The sequence below is a fragment of the Sphingobacterium sp. HSC-15S19 genome, assembly GCF_050433745.1.
Lineage (GTDB): Bacteria > Bacteroidota > Bacteroidia > Sphingobacteriales > Sphingobacteriaceae > Sphingobacterium > Sphingobacterium siyangense.
Genome location: NZ_JBNPWQ010000002.1, coordinates 198,566 through 213,247 on the forward strand (window position 1 = coordinate 198,566; position 14,682 = coordinate 213,247).

The 14,682-nt window shown below is 37.6% G+C and carries 16 protein-coding genes and 1 riboswitch; of the genes, 5 read left to right on the top strand and 11 right to left on the bottom strand.

Annotation, left to right across the window (positions count from 1 at the left end; translation table 11 throughout):
• Positions 1–29: 29 nt before the first annotated feature.
• Genes L1283_RS02715 through L1283_RS02730 form a run of 4 tightly spaced genes read right to left on the bottom strand, consistent with a single transcriptional unit; the run spans position 30 to position 2,049 of the window.
• A complete protein-coding gene (locus L1283_RS02715) occupies positions 30–755 on the bottom strand; it encodes an OB-fold-containig protein (protein WP_313238858.1) in 726 nt (241 codons plus the stop codon).
• An 11-nt stretch (positions 756–766) separates the two neighbouring features.
• Positions 767–961: a DUF4177 domain-containing protein gene (locus L1283_RS02720; protein ID WP_145327183.1), complete on the bottom strand. Its 195-nt coding sequence runs from the start codon at positions 959–961 to the stop codon at positions 767–769.
• Positions 948–1,655, bottom strand: a complete 708-nt coding sequence (locus tag L1283_RS02725) for a PspA/IM30 family protein (RefSeq protein ID WP_313238861.1) — start codon at positions 1,653–1,655, stop codon at positions 948–950. The genes L1283_RS02720 and L1283_RS02725 overlap by 14 nt, the downstream gene beginning before the upstream one ends.
• A 4-nt stretch (positions 1,656–1,659) precedes the next feature.
• The gene (locus L1283_RS02730; protein WP_088163431.1) at positions 1,660–2,049 is read right to left on the bottom strand and encodes a YbjN domain-containing protein; all 390 of its coding nucleotides are present in this window, start codon (positions 2,047–2,049) and stop codon (positions 1,660–1,662) included.
• 91 nt (positions 2,050–2,140) lie between these two features.
• Between L1283_RS02730 and L1283_RS02735 the strand changes: the two genes are divergently transcribed.
• Together L1283_RS02735 and L1283_RS02740 are read left to right on the top strand one after the other, a co-directional pair.
• A complete protein-coding gene (locus L1283_RS02735) occupies positions 2,141–2,800 on the top strand; it encodes a helix-turn-helix domain-containing protein (RefSeq protein ID WP_088160064.1) in 660 nt (219 codons plus the stop codon).
• 658 nt (positions 2,801–3,458) lie between these two features.
• Positions 3,459–3,866 carry a hypothetical protein gene (locus tag L1283_RS02740; RefSeq protein WP_145327181.1) on the top strand — a complete coding sequence of 136 codons (408 nt, stop codon included), beginning with the start codon at positions 3,459–3,461 and terminating at the stop codon, positions 3,864–3,866.
• Between the two features lie 53 nt (positions 3,867–3,919).
• Here L1283_RS02740 and L1283_RS02745 read toward each other — a convergent pair whose 3' ends face one another.
• Entirely contained in the window at positions 3,920–4,315 is a 396-nt protein-coding gene (locus tag L1283_RS02745) for a single-stranded DNA-binding protein (protein WP_075990849.1), read from the bottom strand.
• Positions 4,316–4,489: 174 nt separating this feature from the next.
• On the opposite strand from L1283_RS02745, the gene L1283_RS02750 reads away from it, so the two are divergent.
• Positions 4,490–4,855, top strand: a complete 366-nt coding sequence (locus L1283_RS02750) for a hypothetical protein (RefSeq protein WP_088160066.1) — start codon at positions 4,490–4,492, stop codon at positions 4,853–4,855.
• Between the two features lie 31 nt (positions 4,856–4,886).
• On the opposite strand, the gene L1283_RS02755 is transcribed toward L1283_RS02750, so the two are convergent.
• Entirely contained in the window at positions 4,887–5,477 is a 591-nt protein-coding gene (locus L1283_RS02755; protein WP_088160067.1) for a helix-turn-helix domain-containing protein, read from the bottom strand.
• A 422-nt stretch (positions 5,478–5,899) separates the two neighbouring features.
• On the opposite strand from L1283_RS02755, the gene L1283_RS02760 reads away from it, so the two are divergent.
• Positions 5,900–6,430 carry a hypothetical protein gene (locus L1283_RS02760; RefSeq protein ID WP_313238872.1) on the top strand — a complete coding sequence of 177 codons (531 nt, stop codon included), beginning with the start codon at positions 5,900–5,902 and terminating at the stop codon, positions 6,428–6,430.
• A 100-nt stretch (positions 6,431–6,530) separates the two neighbouring features.
• On the opposite strand, the gene metE is transcribed toward L1283_RS02760, so the two are convergent.
• The 3 genes from metE to L1283_RS02775 all read right to left on the bottom strand — a co-directional run bounded on the left by metE (position 6,531) and on the right by L1283_RS02775 (position 11,836).
• Complete coding sequence (gene metE, locus L1283_RS02765; protein ID WP_088160068.1) at positions 6,531–8,843, bottom strand: 5-methyltetrahydropteroyltriglutamate--homocysteine S-methyltransferase; 2,313 nt, start codon at positions 8,841–8,843, stop codon at positions 6,531–6,533.
• 78 nt (positions 8,844–8,921) lie between these two features.
• Positions 8,922–9,025: riboswitch (SAM riboswitch) on the bottom strand.
• Positions 9,026–9,211: 186 nt separating this feature from the next.
• Positions 9,212–9,901 carry a response regulator transcription factor gene (locus tag L1283_RS02770; protein WP_172840643.1) on the bottom strand — a complete coding sequence of 230 codons (690 nt, stop codon included), beginning with the start codon at positions 9,899–9,901 and terminating at the stop codon, positions 9,212–9,214.
• A gap of 102 nt (positions 9,902–10,003) precedes the next feature.
• A complete protein-coding gene (locus L1283_RS02775) occupies positions 10,004–11,836 on the bottom strand; it encodes a sensor histidine kinase (protein WP_075990853.1) in 1,833 nt (610 codons plus the stop codon).
• A gap of 379 nt (positions 11,837–12,215) precedes the next feature.
• On the opposite strand from L1283_RS02775, the gene L1283_RS02780 reads away from it, so the two are divergent.
• A complete protein-coding gene (locus tag L1283_RS02780) occupies positions 12,216–12,545 on the top strand; it encodes a hypothetical protein (protein WP_075990854.1) in 330 nt (109 codons plus the stop codon).
• A gap of 48 nt (positions 12,546–12,593) precedes the next feature.
• Here the strand turns inward: L1283_RS02780 and pyk are convergent, their stop codons facing one another.
• Together pyk and L1283_RS02790 are read right to left on the bottom strand one after the other, a co-directional pair.
• Positions 12,594–14,021 (bottom strand): pyruvate kinase, encoded by a 1,428-nt coding sequence (pyk, locus tag L1283_RS02785; RefSeq protein ID WP_075990855.1) that lies wholly within the window; start codon positions 14,019–14,021, stop codon positions 12,594–12,596.
• A gap of 134 nt (positions 14,022–14,155) precedes the next feature.
• Positions 14,156–14,650 carry an IPExxxVDY family protein gene (locus L1283_RS02790; RefSeq protein ID WP_232475665.1) on the bottom strand — a complete coding sequence of 165 codons (495 nt, stop codon included), beginning with the start codon at positions 14,648–14,650 and terminating at the stop codon, positions 14,156–14,158.
• Positions 14,651–14,682: the final 32 nt, after the last annotated feature.

Consider the following 14,682-nt stretch of genomic DNA (forward strand, 5'->3'; position numbering starts at 1 on the left):
TAGGTGTCGAGTCCTTTCTTCTTTTTTCATTAAATATTGTCTATCGTGATTTCTTTGGTCACATAATAATATTTCTTGTCCTTGGATTCGTCAACAATAATGACATCGTCTCCGTAGCCTATTTTCTCCCCATTGTGGCTGACAACATTGAGGCGAATAGGGTCCTGTTGGATGATAAATTCGGCAGAACCTATTTTCTTGCCTTCAATACTGGCTCTCATTTTACCCATGCGACCAAGAAAATCGTGACTTTCTTCGCCATTGTAACCTATAGTTTTAAACATTTTAGCTAAGGGTTTGGTCAGAAAATGCATTAATATAAATGTAACAATGAAAACGGGGATTAGGATTAATACAGACTTTATTCCCCAAGAAGCAACATCGATAAAGAGCGAAGAAACAATGGTAATTATCCAGCCTATAAATTTGAATAGTGTTACAATAAGCATGATGGGTACTTTGCCAACATTGATGTAATCCATTGCTTTTGCAAAAAAGCCGGTTTCTGTATTAGCGTCCGTATCCGTATGATGATGGTGCGCATGATCGCCCCCCTCAGATGCGATATCATGTGAGCCATCGACGTCCGTGACATCAGGCGTAGGATGCAGGTCTATATCTGCATCGGCATCAAAGAGATGTACTCCATCACCCATCAGAAACATAAATAACCAATACACTACAGACATGCCAGTTAAGACTGTCATAATTCCATTGGATAATGGATTGAATAAGATATTGATTAGTTCTGTCATCGTGTTATTGTTTAAATTTTCTCCCTTTTGAATGTGTAATGGAACGACCAGGAATTGCCATTGACCTCAAGGTCTTGCATGGTTACCAATTCCCAGCCTTGATTTCCAAGATCATTTAAGATTTCATCAATTTTTTCGGAGTCCAACTTTGTTCCCCAGAAACCCTTAGGCTCAATTTTTAGCGTTTTATACTCAAATCTTTTCATCACTATTTAATTTTCTTTTTAGTTCTTCTAATTCGTTGTTGACGGCTTCAGACCCGCCGATGGTCTCGTTAATCTCATCAACTTTACTTTTGTTGCCTAGCGCAATCTCGCCATAGGCCTTCGCTAGTGCCTCGTCTTCCTCGACTTTCTCTTTCATACGTTCTAACATGGAAATCGTACTATTGGAATCGATATTAGCGAGCTGCCGATTGACCATTTTAGCTGCGTTAGAGACCTTTACACGTGCCTTTAATGTGGAGAGTTCACCTTCCCATTTCGATATATTGAATTTGAGAATGTCTACATTTTTGTGTAGCTCATCGGCTGAACTTTGATGAATCATAGCTTGTTTCTCCAATTCACTAGCTTCGATTAATAACTGTTTTTTCAGCAACAGCGCTTCCTTTGCCAGACCTTCGGCCTTTTCTGCCGTTAGCTCTCCCTTTTGTGCCTTTTGGAGTAATAGAATAGCTTTGTTCTCAAATTCATTGGCTTCTTCTTTTTTCTTTTCACAATTGTTTTGGGTCCGTATGGCTAAGGCCTTCACTTTAGCATAGGCTTCCAACGATTGTTCCAGGTCCTCTTTCATCTCACGGATACCCTGTTCCGTCATTTTGATGGGGTCTTCCATTTTGTCCACGACTGCGTGGATCTCTGCTTGACCGATTCTGAAAATTCTCTTAAAAATATTCATTATTCTATAATTTTGAAAAACTTATTAACTGATTATAATATTCACTCATCAACAGACTCAGCGAATTGATGGCTGCATCGAATTCGTTCTGGTCGAGATTATGTATTTGTAACGTATACCGAAATATAACTTTGGTACCATCTTCCGTTAACGCAAATCCGCCGTGGATAATATCTCTATTTTTTATCAATAGTGATTTGAACATATCCATGCTGTCATTGCTGATTGTAAAAAGGTATTGCTCAAAAATCAGGATGGGTTGGGCAATGCCTACAATGAGGTTACGAATTCCGTCGTCTTCATTTTCGATGACAAAGATTCCTTCTTTTGTATCCTTATGGGTAATGTTGTAACCGATGTTGGCGATATAATTTTCAATTTTTGAGAAGTACATAATCAAGTTTTTTATATATTGCACATATTCTTTGCATAAAGGTAATAAAAATGCAAAAATATTTTGCAATAAAAATTCAATTTTTTTTAAAATGAGTAACGTAGGGAACAATATTAAGAAATTAAGAAAAGTGAAAGGAATGAGCCAACAGGCATTTGGGGATGTTTTTAATCTTACTAGAGGTAATATTTCGTCTTACGAAGAAATGCGTGCGGAACCAAAAATTGAGATTGTTCTTAAGATTGCAAATTATTTTGGCATTCCTGTGCAGCATCTTATTGAAAAAAATCTATCTGTCAATGAAATTCTTAATTTCAATGATTATTTTGAGCCAAATGTTTCAATTATTGGACGTAAAAGATTGTTACAAATCCCGCTGCTGGAACGGGATGCTATTTTTGAAGCGAGTACTCATTTTTCGAAATTAGATGAGCTTCCAATAATTGAATTTCCTTTGCAAAGTAGGAACCGTCTCATCGCAATCGAATATGCTGACGCTATTCCGGTACCGAGCGATTTTTTGGCTAGCCCTCAATCCATTTTGTTTTTTGAAGAAGTTGATGTTCAGAGCTTACATACTTTGGATAAGGCCTTTGGTTTGTATTTTTCCGAGGAAGAGTTCTTTATTGGAAAATACAGTTTGCAGGAAAAGGAGATTAGTTTAGCCTTAAATGTCTGGAAGAAGGTTGATTTCACTTTGGGAGAGAAAGCATATTTCTGGAAATTGTATGCCAAGTTTGAGCGAATATAATTGCGTGGAACTTTTCCCTGCTGTTTATTTGGTATTGCCGGTATCGAGCGTATTTACATATTGTTACCATATTCTAGGTTAATGGTGTTGTTGTACTATACTTATAGGGGGTTAACAAGGGGTTTGCAGGGATTTACCCCTGCTATACCCCTGTTACCCCCCCCCTGTTAACCCCTTGTAATACACCTGCTAAAAGCGGCTTTGAAGTTGATCTGATGCTGACTTTCCTGCAAGAAAAGAAGACTACTAAATCAGGTCTGAAGATGTGAATGCCCACAAAAAATTTTGTGAAGTCGGGCATTGTAATTAAATTAGTTCGACAATAAAGTAAAACTTTTGCGCTGTTGATTCACGTCTTTGGTTCATGATAGCTTATTCTAAACTGTTATCTCACAATAAAAATGGAAATTTGTGCAGGATCCGATCCAAGATAAGGAGTCAGTACCTGGATAGTACGATAATGTATCATCAACAGAGAGTTAGTTTTTATTGGTAAGAATAAATCTCAAGGACGGTAATGTTATAAATCGGTAATGTTATAAGTAAGATAGATAATGATGAACTTGTCGATCCGCTAAAAGTAGTGTGATTTATTTAGTTTCAGTACAACATGCATAAACGGCTAAATTACCATGGATAAAAAACTAAATTTAAATAGATGAAGAAAGTAACCTTATTAGCATTAATTGCTGGATTTTTTGTTATTTCCTGTAATAATTCCACGACTAAAAAAGTCGAAGTAAAAGATACGACTGCCGCTATTGACATTAAAAAAGATACGGCTAAAACGCTGTTGGAAAATAGAGGCGGCGAAGTGCCAATACCTAAATTTAGTTCTGTTGAGACACAAAAATTAGCGGAGGATTACACAAAATATATTAAGGAATTTATCACTGTTGCTAAAAGTGGCGATGTTGTTAAGCTTAAGGAGCTTGCGTCCAAACGACAGGAATGGGCGACCAAAGAAACTGAAGCTGTTTCTAAGTTTACACCGGAAGATGCCAAATTATGGAAGGCTTATGCTGAGAACCTAGGAAGAGCGTTGACAGCAAGCCTAACAAAATAAGTTGTGAACAATCGACGAGGTAGAGGCTTGAAAAATCTACCTCGCCGACCCTACTAGAAGGGGAGGTCATCTTCATTTTCATCCGGAAGTGTTGGGCTGTCTTCTTTGGCACCGTTTGACTCTGATAAAACCAAGAAATTATCTACTTTAATTTCTGTGACATATTGTTTTACCCCATCTGCATTCTCATAATTACGATAGGTGAGTTTGCCCTCAACCATGAGTTTGGTCCCACGTTGGCATTTCTTTTCAATGGTATTGTTTTGATTACCCCAAACCACGAGTGTATGCCATTGAACTTCTTCAACCCACTCGCCGGCTTTGTTCTTGAAGAGATCATTGGTGGCGAGACGTAATACGGAATAATTGGTGCCGGTGGAAGTTGTTTTGATTAATGGGTCGTTTCCTAAATGACCAACCAATTGTACTTTGTTGCGTAATGTGCTCATGCGTCTAATTTTTAAATGTTTTTAATAATTCTTATTTTAGTTGACGGTCATTGGCTATTGATGCCAGATGATCTTAAGCAAAGGTGGGGCGGAGAAAAGACTATAGTCGTCTATTTACCATTTGTATTCGACTATAGTCGATTGTAACCGTTTGTTGTCGTTTAATCTTCCGTTATGAGTTCTGTCGAGAAAGTTTGCCTTGAATGTGGCAAGGATATATATGGCCGTTCTGACAAGCGATTTTGTGATGATGCTTGCCGGAACGCCTATAACAATAAATTAAATAGCGACCAGACCAATATGGTGCGCAATGTGAATAATATCCTACGAAAAAACCGTCGTATTTTATTGGAAGCGTTGAGTGGGGAGGGTATGATCAAGATACAACGGGAAAAGTTAAAGCGATTGGGATTTGATTTTAAGTTCCATACACATACTTTTTCCAATAACAAGGGACAGACCTATAACTTTATTTATGAAACAGGCTATCTGTTGCTGGAGAATGATTGGGTATTGATCGTTCAAAAGAAACCGCTATGATTTTGAACGCAACAAATTCATTTGTATTGGTTTAGTTTGCAGCACTGAGCTTGGCCTTCCTTATTGTGATATAATTAAAAATAGTGAAGGTTAGAATCAATATGTAGTAGCATACTGGGATGAGTAAAAAATAGGCGCTATTGAATATATCGCTTAAAAAAGACGGTAGTGAAATCTTAAAAAAATCTGCAATAATAATATAGCCTATGAAACTTCCGAGAAAAAATAGTCCAACAGCATGTATTACAATTATTTTTTTTAGGTGCTTACTGTAAAAGGCGTCTTTATTTTGCTTCGTATAGCCCATAATCGCTGGGACCAATAATCCTAATAATGGATTGACCAGAAAGGTGAGCGATGCTAAATATAGCGCTTTAATACTTCCTGTTTGATTGTTGTCGATACTGATTTGATTTACATTTGGCATAATGAGTTGTTCTAAAGGTATTTCTAAGATTTGACTGATCTGTTTGAGACTAAATCCGCTGATTTCTTCAGTGCCTTTTTCGATGCGTTGCACTGTTCTTAGGGATACACCCGCCTGATCGGCGAGTTCCTGCTGCGTTAGTCCCTTACGTTTTCTTGATAGTTTGATTAATTGATTAGCTGATTGACTTTCCATAGTCTAAAGATGGGGAAATAGTCATTGAATTTCAGCAAAATTGATGCGACAATAATATGCCAATATCGTGCTGTGAGATATAACAGATTAATAATCAAAAGTTTTTGGGAATGTGGTAAATATTTTGAATCTTTGCAATTTAACAGAGTAATTAATAAAAACGGAAGAATATGTTTGCAATATTAGAAAATCCCGCTTCGTCCACAGAGAAGATTCTCGGGAATATTCTTCGGAATACGGCCCTTTCCTAATCTTTTTTTTTAATACGTTAAGTAACCTACGTTGATATTGGCTAAAAATTGGCTCTCTAAATGGTGGCCCACTGTTCCAATATGCTTAGCTTATTATAGAGTTTTAGAAATCCAGTTACTTTCAAGATGATTGTGAAAGCTGGATATGAATGTTATGTTTTAGAAAATTTTATGAATTCAGTAAATAAATATGTCCTTCAGGCACTGGATAACTATCCAATGTATTTGGAGGAGACCATGGAATCCTTATCCTATGCGCTGTCTTATGATGAGTCCAATACAATGGCGCTGTGTTTGATGGGAAGAGTTCATGCCGAACAGCTATTGGACTATGAGCAGGCAAAAAGGTATTTCCAGGAAGCTTTGGTGCATAATGTGCAGGCACTGGAGGTATATCCTTATTTCATTCAGACACTGATTGATATGGGGGAGTATGAAGCTGTAAAAAAGACGATTAAATTTGCTTTGACACTTCCGGCGATGCCCTTGACAGGGATATGGATCAAGAAAGCACTTTTATTTGAAAAATTGAGAAAATACAAAAAGGCATTGAAGGCGTTAAAAATGGCACAACTTGAGAATGTTGATCTTGATTTTTCGTCAAGCCTGAAGTCGATTGAAGATCGGATTAAGGGGAAACAGGAAATTAAGAACGGGAAAGAAAAGGAAAACAAGAAAGAAAGGAAGAACACTCGAAAATAGTCTCACATTATCCGAATGACGGTTTTTGTTTTGAACCAAGGTCCAATAAAGAAGCCCTAGATGAAATTTCATCTAGGGCTTTATCAATATAGTTTAAGAATTATTCTGCTCTTAAGATTTTCGCAGCCTCAACCATCGACTCTAAAGCCGCTTTGGTTTCTGGCCAAGCACGAGTTTTCAAACCACAGTCAGGGTTAACCCAAAGTTGTTCTGCTGGAACTACTGCTTTTGCTTTACGCAATAGATCTACCATCTCATCTTTGCTTGGAACACGTGGTGAGTGAATGTCATAAACACCTGGACCAATATCGTTTGGATATTTGAAATCACCAGCGAAAGCATTCAACAATTTCATTTGAGAACGTGAAGTCTCAATTGTGATGACGTCAGCATCCATTGCAGCGATATCTTCGATTACATTATTGAACTCAGAGTAACACATGTGTGTGTGAATCTGTGTATCGTCTTCTACATTTGATGAAGAAACACGGAAAGCACGTACTGCCCAGTTCAGGTAATCTTTTTGATCAGCTTTACGTAGCGGTAATCCTTCACGGATTGCTGGTTCATCGATTTGTATGATTTTGATACCTGCTTTTTCCAACGCTTGTACTTCGTCTAAGATCGCCAATGCAATTTGGTAAGTCGTTGTTGAACGCGGTTGGTCATTACGTACGAAAGACCATTGTAAGATGGTAACCGGACCAGTCAACATACCTTTAACCGGACGGTTAGTCAATGATTGAGCGTATGAAGACCAACGGACAGTCATATCTTCAGGACGGTATACATCACCATAGATAATAGGAGGTTTTACACAACGTGAACCGTAAGATTGTACCCAGCCGTTTTGTGTGAAAGCGTAACCAGCCAATTGTTCACCGAAGTATTCAACCATGTCGTTACGTTCGAATTCGCCGTGTACTAATACGTCGATATCCAATTGCTCTTGAAGACGGATTGTGTTTTCAGTTTCTTCTGCGATTGCTTTATCGTACTCTGCCTGCGTGATAGCACCTTTTTTCAGGTCTGCTCTCCATTTACGAACATCTTTCGTTTGTGGGAATGAACCAATAGTTGTGGTAGGGAATGCCGGCAAGTTGAACTTCGCTTGTTGCGCTGCTTTACGGTCAGCAAATGCTGAAGTACGTTTCGCATCGTCATCAGTGATATTGCTTGTACGTGTTTTAACCTCTGGTTTGTGGATCAGTGGAGAAGTACGACGGCTTTCAGCTGCAGCTTTGTTCGCTTCGAAGCGTTTTGCTGTTTCAGTATCAACTTCACCTTCTGCTAATACGGCCAAGTCTTTTACCTCAGCTAATTTTTGTTTAGCGAAAGCTAACCAGTTTTTTACTTCAGCTGGTAGCGATTGCTCATTGTGTTCATTGTCTAAGTCAAAAGGAACGTGCAACAATGATGAAGAAGGAGCTACCCATACACGGTCTTTTCCTAATGCATCAACAGCTTGTTTGATTTTAACCAATGATTTTTCGTAATCATTTTTCCAGATGTTACGGCCTTCAACAATACCCAAAGATAATGTTAATGAAGCAGGAACCTTAGCTAGTACCGTATCCAACTGGTTTTCACCGCGTACCAAATCCAAATGTAAAGCATGGATAGGTAGGTTAACTGCGATATCTTCGTTGTCTTTTAAAGCTTCGAAGTAAGTCGTCGCGATTAATTTGATGTTTTTGGCAGCAGCAGCCAATTTCTCAAACGTAGGTTGGTATAATGCTTTTACTTTTGCATCTAAATCCAATGCCAAGAAAGGCTCGTCGATCTGAACATATTGTGCTCCAGCTTCTGCCAATTTAGACAAGATTTGCTCATATACAGGAATTAATTTGTCTAATAGGTCGATACGGTCGAAACCAGCTTCTTTTTCTTTACCGATCAAAAGGTAAGTGATTGGGCCTAATAAAACAGGTTTTGTCTCAATACCCAATGATTTTGCCTCGTTGTATTCATTTAAGAATTTCTCAGAAGTCAATTTAAACTCTTGATCTTTTGTGAATTCAGGAACCATATAGTGGTAGTTGGTATCCAACCACTTGGTCATCTCCATTGCAGTCACATCGATTCCTTCTTGTTGGAATCCGCGCGCCATGGCAAAATATAAGTCTAAGCTGTAGTTGTTGTCTACTTTATTCAACAAAGAATGGTAACGAGCAGGAATTGCACCAACAGTAAGGGTTAAATCCAATACTTGATCGTAAAAAGAGAAATCATTGGAAGGGATCAAATCTATTCCAGCATCTTTTTGTGTTTTCCAATTGCCTTCACGAATTTTTTTTGCTGTGTCCAATAATTCCTCAACAGAAGATTTTTTAGCCCAATAGGCCTCATTGGCTTTTTTCAATTCGCGGAACGCGCCCACACGAGGGTAACCTAAATTGTTAGTCAATAACATAATGAATGTTTTTAATATTTCTTTTTCAACTATATTTCTTGCTAGAGAGAGAAGGACACACTAGAATTTGGTGACTTCGGCTTATCATTCCCATATCAAGTAGGGTAGAATTTAGCACCTTGTCAAGGGACAGGTTGCTAAGGCTTCATCGGGTCTATTCCCTCTGCCTTTCTCTATAAGCGACGCTAAGTTAGAACATTTCTTTTTGAAATGCAAATTTTTTATAAAAGTGCGTCAATTTTTTATATTCTACTATGGATAAAATTGTTTTGTTCTTTTCTTTTCATCCATGATTTAGTGTATGCCATGTTTCAATACGCCGTGTAGCATAAAAAATGGGGAATGACTGTTTCTCATTCCCCATTCTTTTAGCTCACCAAAAGTTTGTAACCTTTTCCGTGCACATTGACAATTTCAACTTTACTATCTTCTTTTAGATATTTACGAAGTTTACTGAGAAATACATCCATACTTCTACCTGTAAAGTAGTTGTCATCATGCCATATTTTTAATAAAGCTTCTTCCCGGGTCAGCACATCATTTTTCTTTAAACAAAGCAAGCGTAGTAGTTCCGCTTCTTTGGTGGATAGTTTTTGCATCTGTCCTTTGTAAGAAATTTGCTGACTTGTATAATCAAAGAAATAATCACCAATTTCAAATTTATCAGCAACCACTTCCTCTTCTTTGTCTCGAACACTGCGTTTCAGCAAAGCATTGATGCGGAGCAATAATTCCTCCACTCGAAAAGGCTTTGTGATATAATCATCTCCCCCTAATTCAAAGGCTTCGGTTTTATCTTCCATCATCCCCTTTGCTGTGGCAAAGATAATAGGAACAGTATTGTTTGTTTTTCTGATTTCACGTCCAACTGTAAATCCGTCCTTTTTTGGCATCATGACATCGAAAATACAGAGGTCGTAGTTATTTTTTTTGAATTGAGAAATCGCTTCATCTCCATCTGTGCATAATGTGACGTCAAATTTTCCCTTTAATTCGAGATAGTCTTTTAAAAGATCCCCCAAATTAGGATCATCTTCTGCTAATAATATCTTTTGCATAATGATTATATTAATTTTCACCAATGTCCCTTGATGCTGATAAATCAGCTTTCCTCAACCTTTGAAATTTTTTAAAGAGGAAATATACAAAAAAGGAACGTTTTATTTTTTAATAGGCAAAATTACTTCAAAGGTCGTGCCCTTATCTTTTTCACTTTTAACTGTAATTTTTCCGTTCAGCCTTCTCAGGATGTCCTGGACATAACTTAAGCCAAGACCAAATCCTTTGACATTATGAACATTTCCAGTTGGAATACGGTAGAACTGGTCGAAAATCTTTTGCAGGTGATCCCGACTCATCCCAATACCGTTGTCGGCAATGGTGATAACAATGGTATCACCAACATTTTTGGATTGAATATTCACATGCAGATCTCCTTTGTTGTACTTAATTGCATTATCCAGTAGATTATAAAATACATTTGAAAAATGCAGCTCGTCACCAACAACAACATCTTTCGCCGCCGCTAGATCTATGGAAAATTTTCCGCCGATATTTTGCATCCTTAACTGCATACTGTCGGTAACTGCTGAGACAAGATCATTAATATGCACATCCACCTGGTCTAACTTTAATGTTTCCTTTTCCAATCGGGCTAGGTCAAGCACACGTTCGATGTGATTTCCGAGTCTAACATTTTCGTCGTAGATGATATTAGCCAATTTCTGAACGCGCTTATGGTCGGCATTGATGTCTGGATCTTTAAGTGACTCGCTGGCAATCATAATTGTTGCAACAGGTGTTTTAAACTCATGCGTCATGTTGTTGATGAAATCTGTTTTCATTTCCGAAACTTTCTTTTGTCTGAAGATGATAATCAGTGTATAAGCAAAACAACCCACCAACAAGAAAAGTAGTGCCAGCATAGGTAGTAACAGATAGCCCATATTATCTGCGATTATCGCCTTTTTATTGGGAAAATAGATTGTTAATTTCCCTGGCGCAGCACCGATATCACCTTTAAAAAGTGCGGTCGAGTATTTTGTTGTATTTGTCGGGTTATTTAGAGCGGCTTCGTTTAAAATATTATTTAGTAATATATTGTTTGTACTCCATATTTCAATATTAAAAGGAGCTTTAATATCGCGTTGAGCCAACTCATCTTTGATCAGTTCCTGGACAATGATGACATTCAACCGATCCTTTAACGGACGCTTTGCTAGCTCCATTCCAATAGCAACATCTTCGATGTAATCTGCCTTTTTACCACCGAGCATAGCAACGGAGTCGTAAACGTTGAAACCGGACCAAGAATTCTTTCTGTTTAGCACATCGAGCCTTTTTTCCAAATCAGAGATGGTTTTTGCAAGTTTTGCATTCTCTCTTGGTGGTAAGGTGGCTACCCTGAATTTTGTCTGTTGATTGACCAATGGGTCCATTAGTGGGATAACAAACCGCGTGCTGTCATCTTTCCCATTCACCTGATCATCTACTTTGGACGCATTTAACATGATAAAAGCTTGTACCAGATTATCGTCGGTAAGCTCATTTGAAACAGAAAATTTGATAAATTTCTGGTACTCCGGTCTTTTGATGTATGTTTCGTAAAAGGAATTTTTGATTTCAATTACATTTGGATACAAAGCACGTAATTGGTCTTCTTGCTCTTTGAAGTTTGAGAAAACAACATGTTGTTTGTTTTTTAATTCTTCAATTCTATACTGTATTTCGAGTTGCTCGGCCAACAGACGTTGTTTGGCCTGTTCCTGCTTGGATTTTTCAATGTTACGTTCCTGTTGAACTTTAGCAAAGTCGACCACCTCCCGTCGTTCAAGCTTTCCGGCAACAGCTGTAATCGCAGCATTGACGGACTCATCAAATAATTGGGATTTTTGACGATATGAATCTCTCAGAAAATAGAATTGCATAGCCAATACCCCAATTAGAGCTAGAGACATCAGTCCAATGATTAATACAATGCTATTTTTCTTCATTAGGGTTGGGTGTTAAATAAATGTATTTTGAATATATCACAAAGTTTATAGCACTCAGTTTATTTACCTTTTGCGTATCCATCCCTTATACCATGTGAGTGGCCATTTAAGGTCCGGTAGCTCATATTTTCTTAAATTGTTACAAATATAAAGATGCTAATGTGTTTTGAAGCTGTTTTAACAATGTTTAACAGCAATCTGTTTAAATATAGGTGCTGTTGTTTGTAAATTAGTGAATAGAAATAAATTATATGCTGAATTGGCCTATTGATAAATTAAATCTACGCAGTTGAGTCTGCTGCTGTAGAAGTGAATAAGCCGAGTATAACGTGTTCATTGGTGAAAATGAGTGCAAATACTCTTTAACAACTATATAAAAATGAAAAGCTACGTATTATTATTGGTATTATCTTCGCTAGGCACGATTGCTTTGGGGCAGGTAAAGGTAAAGCCGCAGATTCCTTTGATGGAGGAAAAAGAATCAAAGATGCCTGTCTTTAAATTGGATTCTTCAGATGAAAAGTATCATATGCCCATTAAGAAGCCAAATCGTGTGGACGGTCTAGCCCCAATGCCGGGAACGGAAAAAATGCCCAAAGGTGATGAGAAAGAAAACAATCTTCCTTTTAGCCGCTTGAATGATTCGCTAAAGGTGAAGGACTTTAAATTAAAAATCGACTCCTTGTATCCAAACAAGCAAAAAAAATAGCGTTCTATCTAGAACGCTATTTTTTTTTGCTTTAATCCTTATTGTCCATTATAGCTGGGAAACACGGATTGTATTTGTTTTGCCTTTTTCGATTAACGGTGTCGAAGCTGTATTGATAATGATAGATCCAGGTTTAACGTAGTTATTTTTTACAATAAATTTGTTAACATCATGGATAGATCCATCCGTGCTTTCGAACTTGTCGTAGATAAAAGTTTTTACTCCCCAAAGTAGGCTGAGTTGTTTCAGCAATTTTTGTGTTCCTGTGAAAACTAAGATATCTACATTTGGTCTATAACTTGTAATTTCAAACGCTGTTGCACCAGATGATGTCAATACCGCAATTGCAGATGCATTTGTTTTTTGAGCAAGGTAAACCGAAGAAGCGCAAATCGCATCCGGAATAAGTGTTCCGTCGTGGATTTCACTAACTTTCTCATTATAATAAGGATAAGAAGTTTGTTCCACGTGGATAATGATTTTGCTCATTGTTTCGATAACGATTTCAGGGAATTCACCGACTGAAGTCTCGCCACTTAACATCACAGCATCCGCTCCATCCAATACGGAGTTGGCTACGTCATTTACTTCAGCACGTGTAGGACGTGGTGTAGTGATCATACTTTCCAACATCTGTGTCGCAATGATCACTGGTTTTGAAAGATCTCTACATTTCTGTACGATGATCTTTTGAAGTCCTGGTACCTCTTCCATTGGAAGCTCAACACCCAAATCTCCACGAGCAACCATAACAGCATCTGTAGCTTCGATAATTGCATCAATATTTTCAATCGCTTCTGGTTTTTCAACTTTTGCGATTACACGTGCATGGCTTCCTTTTGCCTCAATGATTTTTTTACATTGAAAAATATCTTCTGCCGAACGGACGAAAGACATAGCGATCCAGTCTGCACCATGATCCAAGGCAAAATTCAAGTTGTCTAAATCTTCTTCGGTCAACGAAGGGATCGATACTTTAGTATTTGGTAAGTTAACGCCTTTACGTGAAGTAAGGACACCTCCGTGTACAACTTCACAGGTAACAGTGTCTTTATGATTGGTCTCTAAAACACGAAGTTGAAGTTTTCCGTCATCAAGTAAAATGATTTCGTTGGCTTCAACATCGTTAGGAAAGTTTTCGTATGTAATGTAGATTCTGTTTTCGTCTCCGATAAGTTCGTGTGTTGTGATTTCAACTTTTGAACCATTCACGAGAACAGCGCCACCTTCTTTCATTTTTCCGATCCTAATTTTTGGACCTTGTAAATCGGCTAAGATGGCAACATTGAATCCTGTTTCATTATTTATTGCATTTATAGTTTCGATTACCTTAAGGTGATCTTCCTGGCTGCCATGAGAGAAATTCAACCGGCACACATCAACCCCTTTGGCAATCATGTTGGTCAAAACTTGTTTGTCTGCCGAGGCAGGGCCTAATGTTGCGACAATTTTAGTCCTTTTTTGAACTTTTTCCATCTGTTATTTTGTATTTTAAATGTTCTTCATTAATCACAACAAATAGCTCACTATATTGTTGTGTTTTGTCAAAACTAAATCGAATTAATTTAGATCTAAACTGGGGTGTATTTGCTACACTAACCTACAGTTTGCTAAAATATGAGATTTTCTTTAGATTTCAATATTTTTGGCGATATTTCTTTTGCAATGACGACTTCGGGTAATTTGCTGATCCTTTTGATAATATGTTCCACGTCATCCTCACAGATGTAGTTTTTGATAATGATAAAAAAATCAAAGTGGGGGTTTTCGGGAATTAAATAAGTTCCTTCGATGCTCTTATTGTTGATAAGAAAATATTCCGTATCAGCATCGGGGATAAGGTAATGAAAAGCAGTGAAGTGGTAGCTTATTTTTTTCTTTGTGTCAAAGATAATATGATATTCAAGTTCTTCTTCGGGTTTGTTTTTTTGTCGACCATCATGGTCGTATTTACTTTCTTTTCCTCTGGAAAAATTCAGATTAGTCTCCTTGTTGATAAAATGGCAGAGTCGGTAATCTTTCAGAGAACAGGTAATGGCGAGTAGGGTAAAATCCAACTCTTCGTCCATATCCATATCTAATCTTGCTACTAACTTATTGACCACTTTAATGCTTAAATATATGCTCCTCTGCTAAC